Source organism: Klebsiella sp. I138, assembly GCF_051131765.1.
Taxonomy (GTDB): Bacteria; Pseudomonadota; Gammaproteobacteria; order Enterobacterales; family Enterobacteriaceae; genus Klebsiella.
The window spans coordinates 1,596,215-1,611,551 of record NZ_CP180447.1 but is presented as its reverse complement, the minus strand read 5'-3'; the positions used below and the strand labels follow the sequence as shown (position 1 = coordinate 1,611,551).

Genomic DNA, 15,337 nt, shown 5'->3' with positions numbered 1-15,337 from the left:
GGTCATAGTGTATAAATTCTTCTTTTCCTGAAGGCTGGAATGTTAAAAGTCATTGCTGAAGATTTTATAAAACCTGAGTGTGTTGCCATCGTTATGCCTTTTTACCGTGAGCTGATATTAGCCACAAAAAAGGAACCGCTTTGCATCGCTTACGATCTGTATATTGATGAAAAAGATCCGGGTCATTTCATTTTTATTGAGGAATGGCCGGACCGTGCGGCGCTCGATATACACTGTGCCAGTGAGCATTTCAGACGGCTTGTGCCAATGATTGATCAATATAAACGTCAGGATGCGCAGTACGTTCTGATGAATAATCTGGTCAGGCCGGATAATGTTTAAAGCGCCATTCTGCCTGTGACTAATACCGGTTTATTCGCACGGAGCGAGTGCGTTATGTGCAGACAAATCAAAAAGGAGAGCAGGGATGAAAACGGTAGAATTGTTGCTGTATACCCTTAAACCCGGCACCGGGGAAGCATTTCACCAGATAATGATGGAGCAAAGTGTGCCACTTCATCGCTCAGCGAATATGGATATCGTGGCTTTCGGGATCTCAATTGATGACGAGGATGCTTACTACCTGATCAGAGCTTATGCCAGCCTGTCCCACCTGAAATCCTCTCAGGCATCCTTTTACAGCGATGAAGCGTGGCGCAATGGCCCCCGGCAGGCGATTATCGATAAAATAGACATCAGTGTTAAATCCGTACTCACCCTCAGTGACAGCGCAGTTGAAAGTTTACGCGAGCGCTCATGAGTGAGTTGTGACAGCGATAATGCCTGTCCTGCCGGTTTACCCCATGGGTTTGGCGGTTATTTATAGTCGTTTCTTCATGAAAATCCGGCTGGTTCCGTCTGGTTTACACTCAATACGCCCAAACTCTTCCCAGCCATGTTTTTTGTAAAACTCAGGGGCCTGAAAGCTTATCGTATAGAGACACGCCGCAGTACAGCCTCTTTTGCGGCCTTCATCCTCGAAGCGGCGCAGGATGTCTGTACCGATCCCCAGTTTACGCAACGCAGGCGGGATATAGAAAAGATCGATAAATAGCAGGCCCAATGATGAACGCCCCTGCATTCCCCCGAGTACTTCGCCGGTTTTGCTTGATTTGATAAAGACCGCGAGCGGCTTGCGATCGTTGATACCAGTCATCAACTCATTGAATTCATTAAGCCCTTCTGCAATTGGCGTCAGTTGCGCCGCATCAGGGGTTTCGCATACTTCAAGACTTATCTCTTCAACTGAACCGCTCATTTCGTATGCCCTTTTAAAAAGCAGAAACTACGTATAGACGTATGAGTGAGACACTCAGGCGCGGTTAAGCGTTTTGGTAAAGATCCCACCGGTTGCCGTAGAGGTCTTCAAACACAACGACCGTTCCATACTCCTCTTGTCGCGGTTCCTCACAGAAATGTACGCCTTTTGCTTTCATCGCCTTGTAGTCGCGCCAGAAATCATCAGTTTGCAAGAACAGAAATACTCTTCCGCCGCACTGGTTGCCGATAAAACCTTCCTGCTTCTCACTGGAGGCGCGGGCAAGAAGAATGTTGCAGTCGCTTTCTGGATGCGGCGTCACCACTACCCAGCGTTTTCCTGGCTGTGGGGTATCCTCTACAAGGGTAAAGCCCAGCTTGTCCGTGTAATACTCAATTGCGCGATCGTAGTCATCTACGACCACGGCTACGTACCCCAGGCATCGCTTTTGCGTTCTCATGCTTTACTCCATCCAGTTGGGCACCACTGCCCGCAATCCTTTTTATCACAAAAGAACCGCGCCCACCGTCAGTATTGGTCCTGTTCATCAATACTCGCAGCTGACAGCTAACGGTCGGTAAGAAGCCGGATAAACTCTGCTGCGCAAGGCGGTATCAGGGGATAATATGTGCGGCTCTTAGCTGCGAGAACAGACTGAAAAACATCTCATCGGTTGCCTGCATGCGAGTGAAGCCCGCCCGGCGCAGCTTGCTGCCATCACCGAACATGTCGTCATTCCAGCCAAACACGAAATCGGCAAAATTCCCGTCGCTCAGCGTTGTAAGATCCGCCTCCACCAGCCGGTGCTGCCCGGCAAGTTCACGCCATTGCGCATGATAGTCCTTGAATAGCTGGTTAAATGACAGCCTGACCGGCGGGGCCTCCTCCAGTGCAAACCAGCGAGCGATGAGTGGCCACAGCTCGCTCCAGCGCCAGACGTCGCCGTTGTTCACGTTGAAAGCCTGATTCTGTGCCGCAGATGAGGTAGCGGCCCACAGCGTAGCCTCTGCCAGTAAGCCGGCATCAGTATGATCAACGATGCTGTGCCAGGTTTGTCGCGAGCCGGGAAAACGCAGCGGTAAATTTTGAGCCCGGCACAGCGATGCATACAGCGCGATGCTCAGGGCGAGATTCATGACATTCCCTGGCACCGCGCTGCCCACCACGCCTGGGCGGATAGCATTCCAGTGCCACGGTTTTCCTCGTTGAAACTGGCTGAGCCATGCGAGCTGAGCGGCGTTAAATTCAGCACCGGGTACGCCGGGGTCGCTTTCACGCGCCGGGGTTTTAAACGGACCAAGGTGTGCTCCATAGACTTTGTATCCCTGCATCAGGCTTACCGTCTGGAGCGGGGCGACTTTCTCGATATGAGTGACCAGGTTGCGCAGCATCGCGACGTTCGGTGCAACCATTTCTGTCCAGTTCGCGGCATTCATCCAGGCGCTGTAAAAAATATGGGTGATACCGTTGAGGGATTGCAGCGTATTTGCGCTGTCCTGCGCATCCTGTAAATCAACGTTTACCATCGGAATATTGTCAGGATGGGACAGGACGCGGTGGCTCAGACCGATAACCTCCCACTTATTGTGCAGGAGTGTTTTGACGAGCTGTTGACCGACAATACCGCTTGCGCCAGCGACCAGCGCGACTTTTTGGGGCTGCATCTTATTCATGGTTTCTCTCCAGGGAAGGTGATAGAAACAGTGTGATATATTATTTTTTTCACGCATATCCCATGAAACCGATAGCACTTATAAGCAGAATCATTAAATGAACAATAAGCTCAATGCCATTGCCACCTTTTTACGCGTAGCAGAAGCGGGTTCCTTTTCTGCCGCTGCTCGCCAGAGCGGGATGAAACAATCTGCCGTCAGTCAGCAGGTCGCGGCGCTTGAGGAAGATCTCGGGGTGGTATTAATGCATCGTACAACGCGTGTGATGGCGCTGACCGAGCAGGGGGAAAGCTATCGGCGTGATATGCAGCTGTTACTGGAGTCCATGCAGGAAGCGGAAAGGCGCTTGAACCCTGCCGATCATCAGTTTCAGGGTAGGGTACATGTGCAGTTGCCGAGTGGTCTGGGACAGATTTTTTTGCCGCACCTGCTGGGGTTGCAGAAAATGAATCCAGAATTGCACCTGATGCTGTCGCTGGATGACCGCATCGCCGATCTTGTCACTGAAGGGGTGGATGTTGCGCTGCGGCTGAGCAATGAACCTTCGCAGGCGCATGCGGCGCGTGTGCTGGCGCGTATTGAAACGGCACTGTTTGCCGCCCCCGGTTTTAAACCGATTCATACCGCGAGTGAGCTGACCGCGCATCCGTACGTGCGATTCAGCGCTATCCCACAGGACGCACTGCTCCGTCTGGTCTTGGGTAATGACACTCTCGACGTAAAAGTGAATACCGTTTTCCGGGCTAACACCAGTGACGCCCTGTTACAGGCGATAGAATCAGGCATTGGTATCGGGGCTATGCAGGTTCCGCTTGCGGCCAGCGCTTTGCTATCCGGCAGAATTGTTCCGGTATTACCCGCCTACCGGTTGCCTGACCGCTTTCTCTATGCCGTCTATCCCGATGCCCGCTTTATTCCCCAGAGGGTCAGGAACATTATCCGTGCGATCGAACAATTACTGCCTGAATTAACGGGAATCCCTGATGGCCCCGCATCCGCTGTGGATAAAACCAGCTGAACAGGTTCAGGACGCGGCAAGCGGAGAAAATGGTGAAAGCTGGTAAACCGCTGCCATCGCCAGGATGCTCAATATCACACTGATGATGAAGTAGGTTTTAAAAGGCTGTTTTTGCGTTTTATGGCGAAAGAGCTGCTGACCAGCCATCGCGCCTGGCCACCCTCCCACAAAACCAAACACCAGCAGAGTCAACTCTGGCACTCTGCGCCAGGCCTTGCGCGCCGCCAGTTTATCCATACCGTAAATTACCAGCGTCAGTACGTTGGCAAGCAGGAACCATACGATAAAGGGATGTGGAGTCAACAGGCTTCCCGCCGCCGCTAAGGCGAGGAGAAAATAGCAGAAGCGATTGAGATTCATAGCATTAGCCAGTAACGAGCGGAATGTGTTGAAGCCGAATTATACTCAACAGGCGGCAGGAAGATACCCAGGCGACGAGTGTGGCGTGGTCATCGGGCTAATGTGCAGGATATGGTGAGTAAGATACCGGCAGCCTACTGTAGACGCGATGTAGTACAAATCCGATATACCGTGCTCATGGTGACGTCATCAAAAGAGTGCCGTTCCGGTACCGGAGGCTGAATGCCTGGTACGCTAGCCAGCCTGGCCCCGCAGCGGCATTCATATCATTAATGGAGACCCAGACGAATCAGTTCAACGGGTTCGAATTGGCCTTCATTACCTTCAACTTCGACAGTTTTACTGCGGCGTAGCTGGGCTGGAGTGAGTCCATTGGCGTGTATCGCAACAATTTTACCTGTTCTTCCCGTGCCATTAATCATGACCTGGCTGCCGTTGGTAATAGGGTTACGGTTACGATCGTAAGTGACCATAGGTATTTCTCCTTTAAATATGAGTGCGTCAAAGAATCCGCTTCATCATCAGGGATAGCCCCAAATAACGGACGTAATAGCAATACGCCTCTGACCCGCTTATTTTGTTGAGGTTGATCAATGTCACACTTTTTAACCGCGCAGACGGGGATAAATTTCTGAGATAAGGCGGATTGACCAAATAAAACCGCATAACAAGAAGTGGAGTTATGCCAAAGTGGAACAAGATATCTAATGCGGCTACATCGTTGGTGTCCTGCTGCCACAATTAAACTAAGAGTTCAACGGAATGGAGAATGCGCTTGTAGGGGGAGGCCGACTGGGATATTTCCTCACGTAATACCTGCATCAGACACGCCACAAAGTATTCAGCAGTTGGCCCGGTTGGCTGTCCGACACGGTTGATCAACCCAACGAGTACTTCCCCCATTGATTCTCGTAACGGCAAAGCACACAGCCCGTCACGTTGCGCGCACTCCTCCACCAATGGCCAGGGAAAAATGCTCAACATATCGGTTTTGCGTAACAGGCTCATGGCGATGGAAAGCGAATATGAGACATGTACCCTCGAAGCATAAGGAAAACCATCCGGGATGTACGGCAAAATCCATTGGGCATCCGCAAGATCCTCGAGGAAGCGGCTGTTCGCCAGCGGGTGATTCTGTCGTGCGACTACGGCAAACTCGGACGAAAATAAAGGCTGATACTGGAATTCTGTGCTCGAACCTTGCGTTGACAGTCGCCCAATAAAGAGGTCGAGGCTTCCATCACGTAGTTTAGGGTAGGCAACGGAGACTAGTCCCTCATGCACGTCTAACTGAACGTCAGGAAATCGTTGTTGAAACAGGCAGATTGCTTTGGGTAATAACGTCATGACCACCCAAGGGGTGATGGCAACCGATAAACGCCCCGTCATTTCACCTTTGCAACCCTCAACTGTTTGATGGGCCGTTTGCATTTGTGCGACCAGCAGGCGGGCCTGAATCAACAGTTTTTCTCCCTCAGCCGTGAAGGATATCCCGGTTGAATTACGAATAACCAGTTGCAGGGACGTATCTGCTTCAAGCTTTTGTATCGCTTTGGTGATCGCGGCTGGAGAGGTCAGCAGTATTTTGGCGGCATGGCGAATGCTCCCGGCATCGGCAATCGCCACTAACGCATTAAGCTGGTAATACTTCATGTTTTAAAAATGTTTCATTGGTGTTAACTAAATGATGTCACGTTAACTGCCGCCTGTCTATCTGCTGGAGGAGGGGAAACCTATACTGGTGGTCATGTTTTGAGCATGGTGCTTGAAGCAGTGATCCGGAGATAACATGTATCCTACTGATAAAGATAATAAGACCCTGAGCCAGTTTTGTTGTGTTATGACGCTTTGCATCCCTCTTACAGGGTTCGCTTCCCCTGCGACGGCATCCTCCAAAACACAGGATAATATTGGAGCGGCAACTGATTTTCTCACCCTGAAGCACGCTCAACAGCCGGGTACTTACCGCAACGTTGACAAAATTTTCAACACTCGCACTTTCCGCCGTGGTGATACTGTTTCTCCATTGCCTGCCGCCCCGGTGCAACTCAACGCCGTGCAATATTCTCCTGATGGCATTCATACCTACGGCATCGATGATTTTATGAAACGTAACAACGTTGCCGGGCTGCTGATCATTAAAGACGGAAAAATCGCACTTGAACGATATGCCCAGGGAAATACTGAAACGTCTAAATGGACGTCGTTTTCCACCGGGAAGTCTATTGTTTCAACGCTTATTGGTGCCGCAATTAAAGATGGCAAGATCAAGAATATTAATGATCAGGTGACGGACTATCTTCCGCAGATGAAGGGCACGGCCTACGATGGCGTCACCGTTCGTCAGCTGTTGCAGATGACCTCCGGAGTGCAGTGGAATGAAGACTATCGGGATCCGGACTCTGACTTTTCTGCCATGTTTAAGTGTGTTGAAGAAGGGAAAGCCAAATGCATTGTTGGCGTGATGTCAAAGTTACCCCGGGCTGCTGCACCTGGCACCCAGTTTAACTATAAAACCGGCGAAACACACATGGAAGGTGAAGTGTTGACCGCTGCCCTAGGAGGGGAGTCGTTATCGAGTTATTTGTCACGTAAAATCTGGGTCCCTATGGGCATGGAATCAGATGGCTACTGGTTGCTGGAGTCAAAAAACGGCCAGGAGTTTGCGGGAGGATCGTTAAGTATGACGCTGCGAGACTATGGCCGATTCGGGTTGTTTATCCTCAATGATGGCGTTATTAAGGGTCAGAAAGTGCTTCCTGATGGCTGGGTTGCTGATGCTGGGGAGCCGGCAGCGGACTCACCGGAGAATCAGCAAGGTGCTCTCTATTCTTCCATTAATGTCCCATCGCATCCTTCTGCGAACCCCATGGGCTATGGCTATAACTGGTGGTCTTTCCCGAAAGGTCAGTGGACTGCCTGGGACGATCTCGACAATCCTAAGGTATGGGGTAAAGATGCCTACAGCCAGACGCCAGTAAAGAATTTCCCTAATTTGTCTGGTGCATTTACGGCTGAAGGTGTGTTTGGCCAGTTTATTACTATCAACCAGAAAGAAAATGTGGTCGCCGTAGTCTGGAGTACCTGGGAAACGCCATGGATCGACCCGAAAGAGCATGAAACCTACAGTTTCCTTAATGCGGCAATGGATAAACTGAAGCAGTAAGTTCAGGCTTGTTAAACCGGAATTCCCGATGCCGCGTGAAGCGGCATCACAGGAACATCACAGAATTGTTCAGTGCAAGACCACGACATCACCGCATACGGTTCGTCGTTTAACCATGTCCGGTATTCACTCTTCTGCCGATATCCTTTAGCTGGGAATACTTTTCCAGCAGTTGCGGGGCGTCATCAAGGCTCATAGCAAACATCCACATATAGGTCATGACTGAATAGATGTGGCCCGCATCGGCCACGCCACCCAACGTCATGGCTAGAATGGTCATGCCAAATAAGAGGGCGACGACGGTGCCAATGGACAGGTAGCCAAAGGCTTCACGGTCGGACAAACACACGCGCAGCCTGGACAACAAGCGATAGTGCCGGATAAGCGGGGAGGGCGATGCGCTGTTGACCATCGCGATTTCTTTTTCAAGACGATTATTAAGGCGCAGGAAAAGGGCTTCGTTCTTACGCGTATAACCTCTCAGGAATAATGAAAAGAACCCGAGGATCGCCAGGCAGGCAATTCCCGTCCAGAACTCTATTGCCAGCAGCATCATGGCCGCCCCCAGAATGGAAGCAACGGAGGTGATCAGGGCAGGCAAATGCTTTTCAAAAAAGTCGACGAACTCCCGGGAAAGCGCGACTCGAGCGGCAATGGTGGACGTATTTTGCTTATCCTGGCGTTGCGCAAGGATAACGGGCACCGCCAGCTCAGCGTAGATCCGTGTAAATGTACGGGTATCCACACTGCGGCGAGCGGCCCCGATCGCCCACATAATAAATACGATCACCGCATAGAACACAGCGTGCAGGGCGTTACCGGCAATAATCGCGTTGATAGCAAAACCCGCCATCAGCGGATACAGCAGGTAAGTCAGGTTCTCAGCAACGACGAGGAGAAAAGTGATCGCCAGTTTTTTCCTGTGCAGGCGGCCCAGAGACTTCAGGGTGTCCACCGCACTGTAAATGGTCGTGGATTTTTCGTGTGTATTCAGGCTTATCATTGTTTGTGTTTCTGTTAAAATAGATATTTGAGCGGTTGCTCAAATATTGAAAGATGAGTCTATTTGAGCAATTGCTCAAAGTCAATCCGGGCGATATGAATGAAAAAGAAGACCGAAGAACTGAGAACGCGGATCCTCGATGGCGCTGTGATGTTGTTCATCGAGAAAGGAATAGAGAAAGTGACCACCCGAGAGTTAACCGAACATCTGGGCATTTCGCGCAGCCATATCTATCACTATTTCAAGGACTGGCAGTCTCTTTGCATCGAAGCACTCGCGCGATTTATGCATAAAGAACTGGAAGAGTTAACGGCGTCTTTAAACGGCCTGACTCCCCACGAGAAACTGACGGTGCTTATCAAAAACTATCTCCCTGAGGGGCCGGATGCCGTCTGGCAACTTTATGACTCTCTATGGCGTGTGGCGTCGCATAACGCGGCTTATGCCGAACTTGCCGAGCGGAATATGGATCAGTGGATGGAGATGATCGCCGGCATTATTCGCGAAGGCGTAGAGACAAAAGCCTTCCGGGCGGTAGATACCGAACGCGTTACGCGTCAGTTTACGGCAATGCTTAACGGCTACTCCGAGAATCTGATTATTCATCCGTCGCCGGAGAAGTGCCAGTTAGCCAGCGATGATTTGCAGGATTTTATCCGGCATATTCTGTAACCCTGTCGGGTTTTCGCGATGTATATCTCGCCGCGGTGCGTGGTCTTCTGTCTTGCGTAGAGATTCATCGTATCTACGGGGCACGCTGTGGCGTCAATGCCGGCTTAGGTTGCCAGGGACAGATGGCGTAATTTCTGCTGCATGAAATCAATCAGCGCTCTTGTTTTGGCGGGCAGGTACCGCCGGTCTGAATAAAGTGCGAACAATTGCAACGGGGCTGCCGATTGTTCAAACTCAACCTCGACTAACCGCCCATCGCTAATGTAGGGCTGGCAGGCTTGTTTCGAGAGAATGGCAAAACCGACACCTGATACTGCAGCTCGTCCCGCCATCTCTCCGCTGTTAACCCGATAATGCGCATTCACCTTAATTGTCTCGAATCCCCCCTTTTTATTGACAAACTGCCAGGGCGCACCTTTCAGTGCACTTACCGTGGTAATGCAGGGCAAATCTTCAAATTGCTGGATATGAGAAGGGGTGCCATAACGCTGAATGACGGAGGGGGCTGCGACAATGGTGCAAGGGATAGTCACCAGATGACGGGCGATATAGTCACTGTCATCCATCTGACCACGGGTAATAATAATAGCTAAATCCAGATCATCCCGCAGGGATTCGAGTCCTGACAAATTTGTGACACAGCTGATTTCCAGGTCCGGGTACAGACAGGCAAAATCGGCAATGACAGAACCCAGCAATGCAGGGCCTATTTCATTGGGAATACAGAGGCGTAATGGACCCTTGAGTTGCATTTGCCGCAACGTTAATTCTGTCTCAGTTTGCTCAAGCGCCTCCAGTAATGGCTTCGCTCGATTATAAAGCAGGTGCCCAGCCTGGGTGAGTTTCATGTGTCGGGTGCTGCGCTCAATGAGCTGAAGATTCAGTCTTTCTTCTAACTGAGAAATACAACGACTCACATTGGATGACGGCATTTCAAGGACTTTCGATGCCCCAACAAAACTTTCCCTTTCAACCACCGCAATGAACACTTTCAGGGTGTGAAAATCAAGAGCTGATCGCATTAATTATCCCATATTTGATAATAATAAATGCCGTTTTTACCATATAATATACACCATTGATAGCGGTTAAACTCAGGGTATCGTTTATCCATAGGTTGCTTGCTATGCTACAGGTCACACAGACGTTCAATCATAAAGCCCTTATGCAGATAGCCATTGTCATGGCTTTTATCCAGTTCACTCATGCGCTGGAATACATGGCGTTTACGCCTGTTTTTGCTTTTATGGCCGATGAATTTTCGGTTCCGGTATCATTTTCTGGCTATGTTTCTGGTATGTACACTCTGGGGGCTGTCCTTGCTGGCGTTATTGCTTTTTATATGATCGACCGGTTTAATAAAAAACAATTCCTGGTCAAGAATATGGTGCTGCTGGGTGTATTAACATTTTTGACCACACTCACGACTCATTTTGAAACGCTGCTCGCGCTACGATTTTTTGCAGGACTGGTTGGTGGCACGACAATGGGGGTGGGTACAAGTATATTGATAAACTATGCTCCAGCTAACTTGCGTGGGAAAATGCTGGCAACGGTGATTGCATCATTTTCGATGGTAAGTATCGTCGGCATGCCAGCTATATTATTTTTGTGCACGCACTATGGTTGGCATACTGCGCTGTGGTTAATTAGTTCACTTTGCCTGCTATGTTTACCGTTGATTGTGCTTATTATTCCCAGAGATACGGTTCCATCCAGCGTGAAGAGTCATCTGTCTTTTGATACTCAAACCTTATTTTTCGCCTCTTGTACTGCTGGAGTGCAATTTAGTCCCATGCTGATTATCCCCATTTTGACTCCATTAATGATGCTGTATATGGGCGCACAGCAACACCTGTTGCCGGTATTGTTTTTTAGTGGAGGAGTTGCCGGTTTTCTGGCTACAAAAATAACAGGTATTCTAATATCACGTTTATCTGCGCTGATGCTGGCAATAATTTCAACGCTGTTCTTTATAGCAAGTTTGTTGATTCCTGCGCTAGGCTACCATAATGCTGTTCTGTTTATAACCTTATTTCTTGGGGCCTCATATAGCCGACTTGTTTGCGCTTCATCGGTTGTTATTCAGTATCCTGAAGATGAACAACGAGCCAGTTTTTCTTCACTACAGGCAGCAATGATGTCCCTGATAACAACCCTCGCATTCTTTCTGTCTTCCTTATTGCTACCTGACCAGGGAATAACAACGCAAAATCTAAACAGGCTGCTGATTGTTAGTGCAGTAGTCGCATCAGTATTTCCCGTCATGGTCATCATACTTCAAAAGAAACTGGCTAAACGTAGCATCCAGCCCGATCACCTCATCATGGATTAGCATAACGCCAGCGCCTGGAGCGGACGGGACGTGGTGCAGGGGGCCACGTTGAGCAAGGAGCGGAAGTTCGCACCCATCACACATATCAGGGGGGTAGTCTCCAATGGGCGCGGCTCCAGAACCGTATTGGTGACAGGGTTTATACTTAATTGCAGATGTTCGGGAATAGGGGCTTGCCATGGAGAGCAAGCTGTTTTAACCGGATACGGATGCACGCAAAAAAGGCGTTGGAGAAAATGGGTGCGCCAGGAGGCGGGAGTCAAACCCTGGCGCGCCTCGCAGGCCAGGTAATCAAAACTTAATCAAAGAGAAAATCATGAGAAAAATAGTTTCGTTTGTCCATGTCTCGCTGGATGGTTTTGTCGCTTCTACCGCTGAGGGGGCGGCGGGTCTGGCCTGGATAAGCATAAGCCCCGACTTGTTTGAATACGTGGAGCAGCGGATTCAGCAGACCGACACCGCCTTATATGGGCGCATCACCTTCCAGATGATGGAGTCGTACTGGCCAACTGCTGCCGATAAGCCTGACGCTAGCCCGCATGACCACGCGCATTCGCGTTGGTATAAATCTGCCCATAAAGTGGTGTTATCGAAAACCCTGCTAGAAAAAAATCACCCAAATACGCAAATTATCAGTAGCAATTTAAGCGACGAAATCAGCAAGCTCAAGCATAGCGCGGGCAGCGAAATGTTAATGTTTGGCAGTCCCTCAGCGACTCACGCGCTAATGGCGGAAAACCTTATCGATGAGTACTGGCTATTCGTCAATCCGATTCTGCTGGGGCAAGGCATTCCCTTGTTCAAAAACATAAAAGACAAAACTTCACTCATGCTGGTGAAGAGTAAAGTTTTCCCGTCGGGGGTCGTGTGCCTGCGCTACGAGGTGAAACCAAATCAATAATGCAAGGTTCTGATAGTTCTGTAAGAGGAACAAAACCGCCGAACGACTGCATTTTGAGTGATCTCGCTATGATTACTTTATGCGCTTCTCTTGATTGTATCTGTATTGAGGTTAGACCTTGTCTGAGTCAAGAGATTTTGATTGCATGCCGATACAGGTAATGACGTCGGAACTGAGTTGTACTAACCCCCTCCAGCCATAGTTATGTCCTGTTTTGTAGTGCCGTATTTTAATCTCGCGGATATGGCGGTTCGGGTTGTCATCCAGCATCTGCTGCGCCAGCGGCAAAATATCATCGCCGTAATCTTCGAACAGTTCACCGGTGGCAATGACCAGGCGAATATTGTGAATAGGCGCGGTGCAACAGATGGCGAAATACAGCGCGCGAGCGGTCGCCTGAATACCGGTGGCTTCATTCGCCGGATCGACGTTAAATGCCGGTTCCAGCCCACCTTCATAGGGTAAGTGGACGATTTCCGGATAAAAACCGTTTTCACCCAGCCCCGGAACGCCGTTGGTGCAGTAGCCGTAACCGAGGCTACCGAAGCCGGGCATAAACGCCACGTAAGAGCTCCCCGGCGAGCGTTTCGCCAGCAGATAATTGGTGCAGTGGGCTATGTTGTAGATGCGGACGGGGATGCCAAGATGCTTTTCGAGCAGCGCCATCAGGTTGATATTGTTATCGGCGAACAGCGGACAGTAGCGCACCACGCCGGTTGTATGTTCAATCCCTCCCTGCAGCGCCACGCTGACCACCTTGATTTGCGTCTCCTTCAGTGAAGCCTGCTGGCATAGCCTCTGCAGACCATCGGCGATGAACTGCGTCAACGTATCCGGGGTCATCTGCTCTGGCAGGTTGAACTGGTGGCTGGCCAGCGGCGCTTTCAGGGTATAGTAATCGTTGAGCGTGCCCTGGAAGCTGCCGCGACGCAGCATGATATTCACGCTCCAGGCGTTGCCTTCTTTAACTGACAGGCACTGCTGAGGTCGGCCAAAGGCTGCGTCTTTTATTTCGCGCTCTTCGATTAATTGCTCTTCCAGCAACCGGGCGGTGAGCTTGGTGGTATAGGCTTTAGTGACGCCGAGTCGCCGGGTCATCTCCGCACGAGATTCGCTTTCGCTATGCAAAATATTGAGAATCTGCTGTCTGTAGTCCACGCCGTCACGCCCCTGTCACCGTTGAGTCAGGCGTTATCATACCATCCCGCCCGCGCAATTGCGGGCGGGAAAAAAACGGGTGGTTGCCGCTCATGAGGATTATTTGACGTTAATGATGAGACGTCGATAGGATGTGAGCGACGGCGTGCCGTTATCCGTCACCGCGAGGATCAGGTGCTCGGTTCCCGTGCGTAGCGCCTTAACCTTAGCGTGGGATTGCGCGGCTTCGCTAAGCGCCAGTACCGCAGGTGCCTGCAGATTATCTTCGCCGCGACGGCCCTGAACGTCGTTAACAGCCACCGGCAGTGAGCTGGCGGAGCCCGCCTCCGGGTAGAGGAACCAACGATAGCTGAGCTGATTGCCGTCAGGATCTTTACTGCCCTCGGCGCTGATGTTCAGTGTTTCACCGACGCTGGCATTCAAAAATAGTGCTTCTTGCCCGCTATCGCCGTTCACCACCACCTGCGGATTGTGGTTGGCCGCCGCATAATCTTTAATCCCCCAGTCCATTCGCGCGGCGAAGTCATGCTGAAAGGCTTCGCGCCAGCGCCAGATAGTGGCCTGATTAGAGGTATACTGCTGGCCATCGATGCCGGTAACCGTATCGGCGGCATTCGGGTTGCCCGGGTAAAAATCGCCGCCGCTGCTCCAGAACGGGCGCGTCTCGTGCTGCGGTTGACGAACAATATAACGTCCGCCCCAGCCGCCCCAGCCCGGATTGCGCTCGCTATTGAGGCCGTTGCGGATTAGCCCGAGGAACGCCGGAGTGTCGCCTTCCATGATGAACAGATACTGCAGATAGCCTTTACCCATCGGTCCTTTGCTGCGGATGTTGTCATCCAGCCAGTGCTGAGAGACGGTCATGAAATCCGCGCCAGGCGCGTTGCGGTAGTAGCGATCGCCGCTGATGCCTGTCCAGGTGGCGCGGGCGTAATCTTCGCCGTTCTGACTGGAAGGATCGCCAATCCAGGTGATGTGTGGATAGTTTTCTCGTACCCAGAAACCGGAATCGTCTTGATCGGAAATCGCGTACACCACCAGGTTTTGCGTTAACGCGTTCACCGTGCTTGCCGGGTGTTTCGCGCGCAAGTCTTTCAATGCCTGCGCCAGGGTATTTGCACCACCCCACAGGTTGATGTACAGCGGCTGGCTGGCATCGGTGCTTTTCTCGATAGCTTTTACCAGCAGATCGGAGCCAGCGGTATGTTTACCTGCGCCGGTCGCTGCCAGCCCATAGCCCGCCACGCCCGGCGCGACTACCGCGGCCAGTTGACTCTGTGTCGGGAAGCCGGCGGCGTGTTTTATCAGGTTAGGCTGTACTTCACCGTAGTGACCCAGCACCAGTTCAATCATATCGGTATGCACCTTTTCCCGCTGCCAGGTAGAAGTGGTTGCGACCAGTCCTTCGACGTTCATTTCATTGGCATAGAGTAGAAAACGAGTCAGCGACATTTGGTCATCGGGTTCATTACCAATGTCGGTGAGAACGAAGACGCGCGGTTTAGCCTGATACGGGAGTACTTTGGTCGCCATCTGTGCAATGGCAGTATCGGCGTAGGCCGCCAGTGGTGCGGAGATCGCCAGTAGTCCGGCCATCGCTAGCCAGATGCCTTGAGCGAGCCTGCTGCGTTGTGAATTGATCATGTTTACCTCGAGAGTTCCTTGCCATAAAAGTGAATCCAATATAGTTAACTGAGGAAACAAAGTAAAAATATAAACCAGCAGAGTGTGACTGGACTCGTAGGTTTACGTGTTTTGCGTAACCCTCTCACTGACCTGTCCCCACGAATTGA

At 51.0% G+C, this 15,337-nt stretch carries 17 protein-coding genes; 7 read left to right on the top strand and 10 right to left on the bottom strand.

The features are described from left to right. Positions 1-39: 39 nt before the first annotated feature. Together ACMYSK_RS07530 and ACMYSK_RS07525 are read left to right on the top strand one after the other, a co-directional pair. The gene (locus ACMYSK_RS07530; RefSeq protein WP_434641485.1) at positions 40-342 is read left to right on the top strand and encodes a putative quinol monooxygenase; all 303 of its coding nucleotides are present in this window, start codon (positions 40-42) and stop codon (positions 340-342) included. Between the two features lie 85 nt (positions 343-427). Next, positions 428-760 (top strand): NIPSNAP family protein, encoded by a 333-nt coding sequence (locus tag ACMYSK_RS07525; RefSeq protein WP_434641483.1) that lies wholly within the window; start codon positions 428-430, stop codon positions 758-760. Positions 761-820: 60 nt separating this feature from the next. On the opposite strand, the gene ACMYSK_RS07520 is transcribed toward ACMYSK_RS07525, so the two are convergent. The 3 genes from ACMYSK_RS07520 to ACMYSK_RS07510 all read right to left on the bottom strand — a co-directional run bounded on the left by ACMYSK_RS07520 (position 821) and on the right by ACMYSK_RS07510 (position 2,931). Continuing rightward, complete coding sequence (locus ACMYSK_RS07520; RefSeq protein WP_434641481.1) at positions 821-1,258, bottom strand: GNAT family N-acetyltransferase; 438 nt, start codon at positions 1,256-1,258, stop codon at positions 821-823. A 64-nt stretch (positions 1,259-1,322) separates the two neighbouring features. After that, positions 1,323-1,718 (bottom strand): VOC family protein, encoded by a 396-nt coding sequence (locus ACMYSK_RS07515; RefSeq protein WP_434641479.1) that lies wholly within the window; start codon positions 1,716-1,718, stop codon positions 1,323-1,325. A gap of 154 nt (positions 1,719-1,872) precedes the next feature. Next, positions 1,873-2,931, bottom strand: coding sequence for an SDR family oxidoreductase (locus ACMYSK_RS07510; protein WP_434641477.1), 1,059 nt, complete (start codon positions 2,929-2,931; stop codon positions 1,873-1,875). 97 nt (positions 2,932-3,028) lie between these two features. Here ACMYSK_RS07510 and ACMYSK_RS07505 point away from each other — a divergent pair, with 97 nt between their 5' ends. Then, positions 3,029-3,949, top strand: a complete 921-nt coding sequence (locus ACMYSK_RS07505) for a LysR family transcriptional regulator (RefSeq protein ID WP_434641475.1) — start codon at positions 3,029-3,031, stop codon at positions 3,947-3,949. A gap of 6 nt (positions 3,950-3,955) precedes the next feature. On the opposite strand, the gene ACMYSK_RS07500 is transcribed toward ACMYSK_RS07505, so the two are convergent. The 3 genes from ACMYSK_RS07500 to ACMYSK_RS07490 form a co-directional block, all read right to left on the bottom strand. Then, the gene (locus ACMYSK_RS07500) at positions 3,956-4,309 is read right to left on the bottom strand and encodes a DUF1294 domain-containing protein (RefSeq protein WP_434641473.1); all 354 of its coding nucleotides are present in this window, start codon (positions 4,307-4,309) and stop codon (positions 3,956-3,958) included. A gap of 269 nt (positions 4,310-4,578) precedes the next feature. Beyond that, positions 4,579-4,782: a putative selenium delivery protein YdfZ gene (gene ydfZ / locus ACMYSK_RS07495; RefSeq protein WP_434641472.1), complete on the bottom strand. Its 204-nt coding sequence runs from the start codon at positions 4,780-4,782 to the stop codon at positions 4,579-4,581. 268 nt (positions 4,783-5,050) lie between these two features. Continuing rightward, positions 5,051-5,962 (bottom strand): LysR family transcriptional regulator, encoded by a 912-nt coding sequence (locus ACMYSK_RS07490; RefSeq protein WP_434641470.1) that lies wholly within the window; start codon positions 5,960-5,962, stop codon positions 5,051-5,053. Between the two features lie 136 nt (positions 5,963-6,098). On the opposite strand from ACMYSK_RS07490, the gene ACMYSK_RS07485 reads away from it, so the two are divergent. Next, entirely contained in the window at positions 6,099-7,475 is a 1,377-nt protein-coding gene (locus ACMYSK_RS07485) for a serine hydrolase domain-containing protein (protein WP_434641468.1), read from the top strand. Positions 7,476-7,584: 109 nt separating this feature from the next. Here ACMYSK_RS07485 and ACMYSK_RS07480 read toward each other — a convergent pair whose 3' ends face one another. Next, positions 7,585-8,478 carry an ABC transporter six-transmembrane domain-containing protein gene (locus ACMYSK_RS07480; RefSeq protein WP_434641466.1) on the bottom strand — a complete coding sequence of 298 codons (894 nt, stop codon included), beginning with the start codon at positions 8,476-8,478 and terminating at the stop codon, positions 7,585-7,587. Positions 8,479-8,577: 99 nt separating this feature from the next. Between ACMYSK_RS07480 and ACMYSK_RS07475 the strand changes: the two genes are divergently transcribed. Next, positions 8,578-9,150: a TetR/AcrR family transcriptional regulator gene (locus ACMYSK_RS07475; RefSeq protein ID WP_434641464.1), complete on the top strand. Its 573-nt coding sequence runs from the start codon at positions 8,578-8,580 to the stop codon at positions 9,148-9,150. Positions 9,151-9,254: 104 nt separating this feature from the next. Here the strand turns inward: ACMYSK_RS07475 and ACMYSK_RS07470 are convergent, their stop codons facing one another. Further along, on the bottom strand, positions 9,255-10,172 hold the full coding sequence (locus ACMYSK_RS07470) for a LysR family transcriptional regulator (protein WP_434641463.1): 918 nt from the start codon (positions 10,170-10,172) through the stop codon (positions 9,255-9,257). Between the two features lie 104 nt (positions 10,173-10,276). Between ACMYSK_RS07470 and ACMYSK_RS07465 the strand changes: the two genes are divergently transcribed. After that, a complete protein-coding gene (locus tag ACMYSK_RS07465; RefSeq protein ID WP_434641461.1) occupies positions 10,277-11,485 on the top strand; it encodes an MFS transporter in 1,209 nt (402 codons plus the stop codon). A 316-nt stretch (positions 11,486-11,801) separates the two neighbouring features. Next, the gene (locus tag ACMYSK_RS07460) at positions 11,802-12,386 is read left to right on the top strand and encodes a dihydrofolate reductase family protein (protein ID WP_434641459.1); all 585 of its coding nucleotides are present in this window, start codon (positions 11,802-11,804) and stop codon (positions 12,384-12,386) included. A gap of 111 nt (positions 12,387-12,497) precedes the next feature. On the opposite strand, the gene ACMYSK_RS07455 is transcribed toward ACMYSK_RS07460, so the two are convergent. Together ACMYSK_RS07455 and ACMYSK_RS07450 are read right to left on the bottom strand one after the other, a co-directional pair. Further along, a complete protein-coding gene (locus ACMYSK_RS07455) occupies positions 12,498-13,544 on the bottom strand; it encodes an ROK family protein (protein WP_434641457.1) in 1,047 nt (348 codons plus the stop codon). Positions 13,545-13,643: 99 nt separating this feature from the next. Next, entirely contained in the window at positions 13,644-15,188 is a 1,545-nt protein-coding gene (locus tag ACMYSK_RS07450; RefSeq protein ID WP_434641455.1) for a nucleoside hydrolase-like domain-containing protein, read from the bottom strand. Between the last annotated feature and the right edge of the window lie 149 nt (positions 15,189-15,337).

What these genes read in the sequence shown, in the direction of transcription:
- ACMYSK_RS07530 (WP_434641485.1), top strand. Translation starts at nt 40, where the DNA reads ATGTTAAAAGTCATTGCTGAAGATTTTATAAAACCTGAGTGTGTTGCC.
- ACMYSK_RS07525 (WP_434641483.1), top strand. Translation starts at nt 428, where the DNA reads ATGAAAACGGTAGAATTGTTGCTGTATACCCTTAAACCCGGCACCGGG.
- ACMYSK_RS07520 (WP_434641481.1), bottom strand. Translation starts at nt 1,258, where the DNA reads ATGAGCGGTTCAGTTGAAGAGATAAGTCTTGAAGTATGCGAAACCCCT.
- ACMYSK_RS07515 (WP_434641479.1), bottom strand. Translation starts at nt 1,718, where the DNA reads ATGAGAACGCAAAAGCGATGCCTGGGGTACGTAGCCGTGGTCGTAGAT.
- ACMYSK_RS07510 (WP_434641477.1), bottom strand. Translation starts at nt 2,931, where the DNA reads ATGAATAAGATGCAGCCCCAAAAAGTCGCGCTGGTCGCTGGCGCAAGC.
- ACMYSK_RS07505 (WP_434641475.1), top strand. Translation starts at nt 3,029, where the DNA reads ATGAACAATAAGCTCAATGCCATTGCCACCTTTTTACGCGTAGCAGAA.
- ACMYSK_RS07500 (WP_434641473.1), bottom strand. Translation starts at nt 4,309, where the DNA reads ATGAATCTCAATCGCTTCTGCTATTTTCTCCTCGCCTTAGCGGCGGCG.
- ydfZ (WP_434641472.1), bottom strand. Translation starts at nt 4,782, where the DNA reads ATGGTCACTTACGATCGTAACCGTAACCCTATTACCAACGGCAGCCAG.
- ACMYSK_RS07490 (WP_434641470.1), bottom strand. Translation starts at nt 5,962, where the DNA reads ATGAAGTATTACCAGCTTAATGCGTTAGTGGCGATTGCCGATGCCGGG.
- ACMYSK_RS07485 (WP_434641468.1), top strand. Translation starts at nt 6,099, where the DNA reads ATGTATCCTACTGATAAAGATAATAAGACCCTGAGCCAGTTTTGTTGT.
- ACMYSK_RS07480 (WP_434641466.1), bottom strand. Translation starts at nt 8,478, where the DNA reads ATGATAAGCCTGAATACACACGAAAAATCCACGACCATTTACAGTGCG.
- ACMYSK_RS07475 (WP_434641464.1), top strand. Translation starts at nt 8,578, where the DNA reads ATGAAAAAGAAGACCGAAGAACTGAGAACGCGGATCCTCGATGGCGCT.
- ACMYSK_RS07470 (WP_434641463.1), bottom strand. Translation starts at nt 10,172, where the DNA reads ATGCGATCAGCTCTTGATTTTCACACCCTGAAAGTGTTCATTGCGGTG.
- ACMYSK_RS07465 (WP_434641461.1), top strand. Translation starts at nt 10,277, where the DNA reads ATGCTACAGGTCACACAGACGTTCAATCATAAAGCCCTTATGCAGATA.
- ACMYSK_RS07460 (WP_434641459.1), top strand. Translation starts at nt 11,802, where the DNA reads ATGAGAAAAATAGTTTCGTTTGTCCATGTCTCGCTGGATGGTTTTGTC.
- ACMYSK_RS07450 (WP_434641455.1), bottom strand. Translation starts at nt 15,188, where the DNA reads ATGATCAATTCACAACGCAGCAGGCTCGCTCAAGGCATCTGGCTAGCG.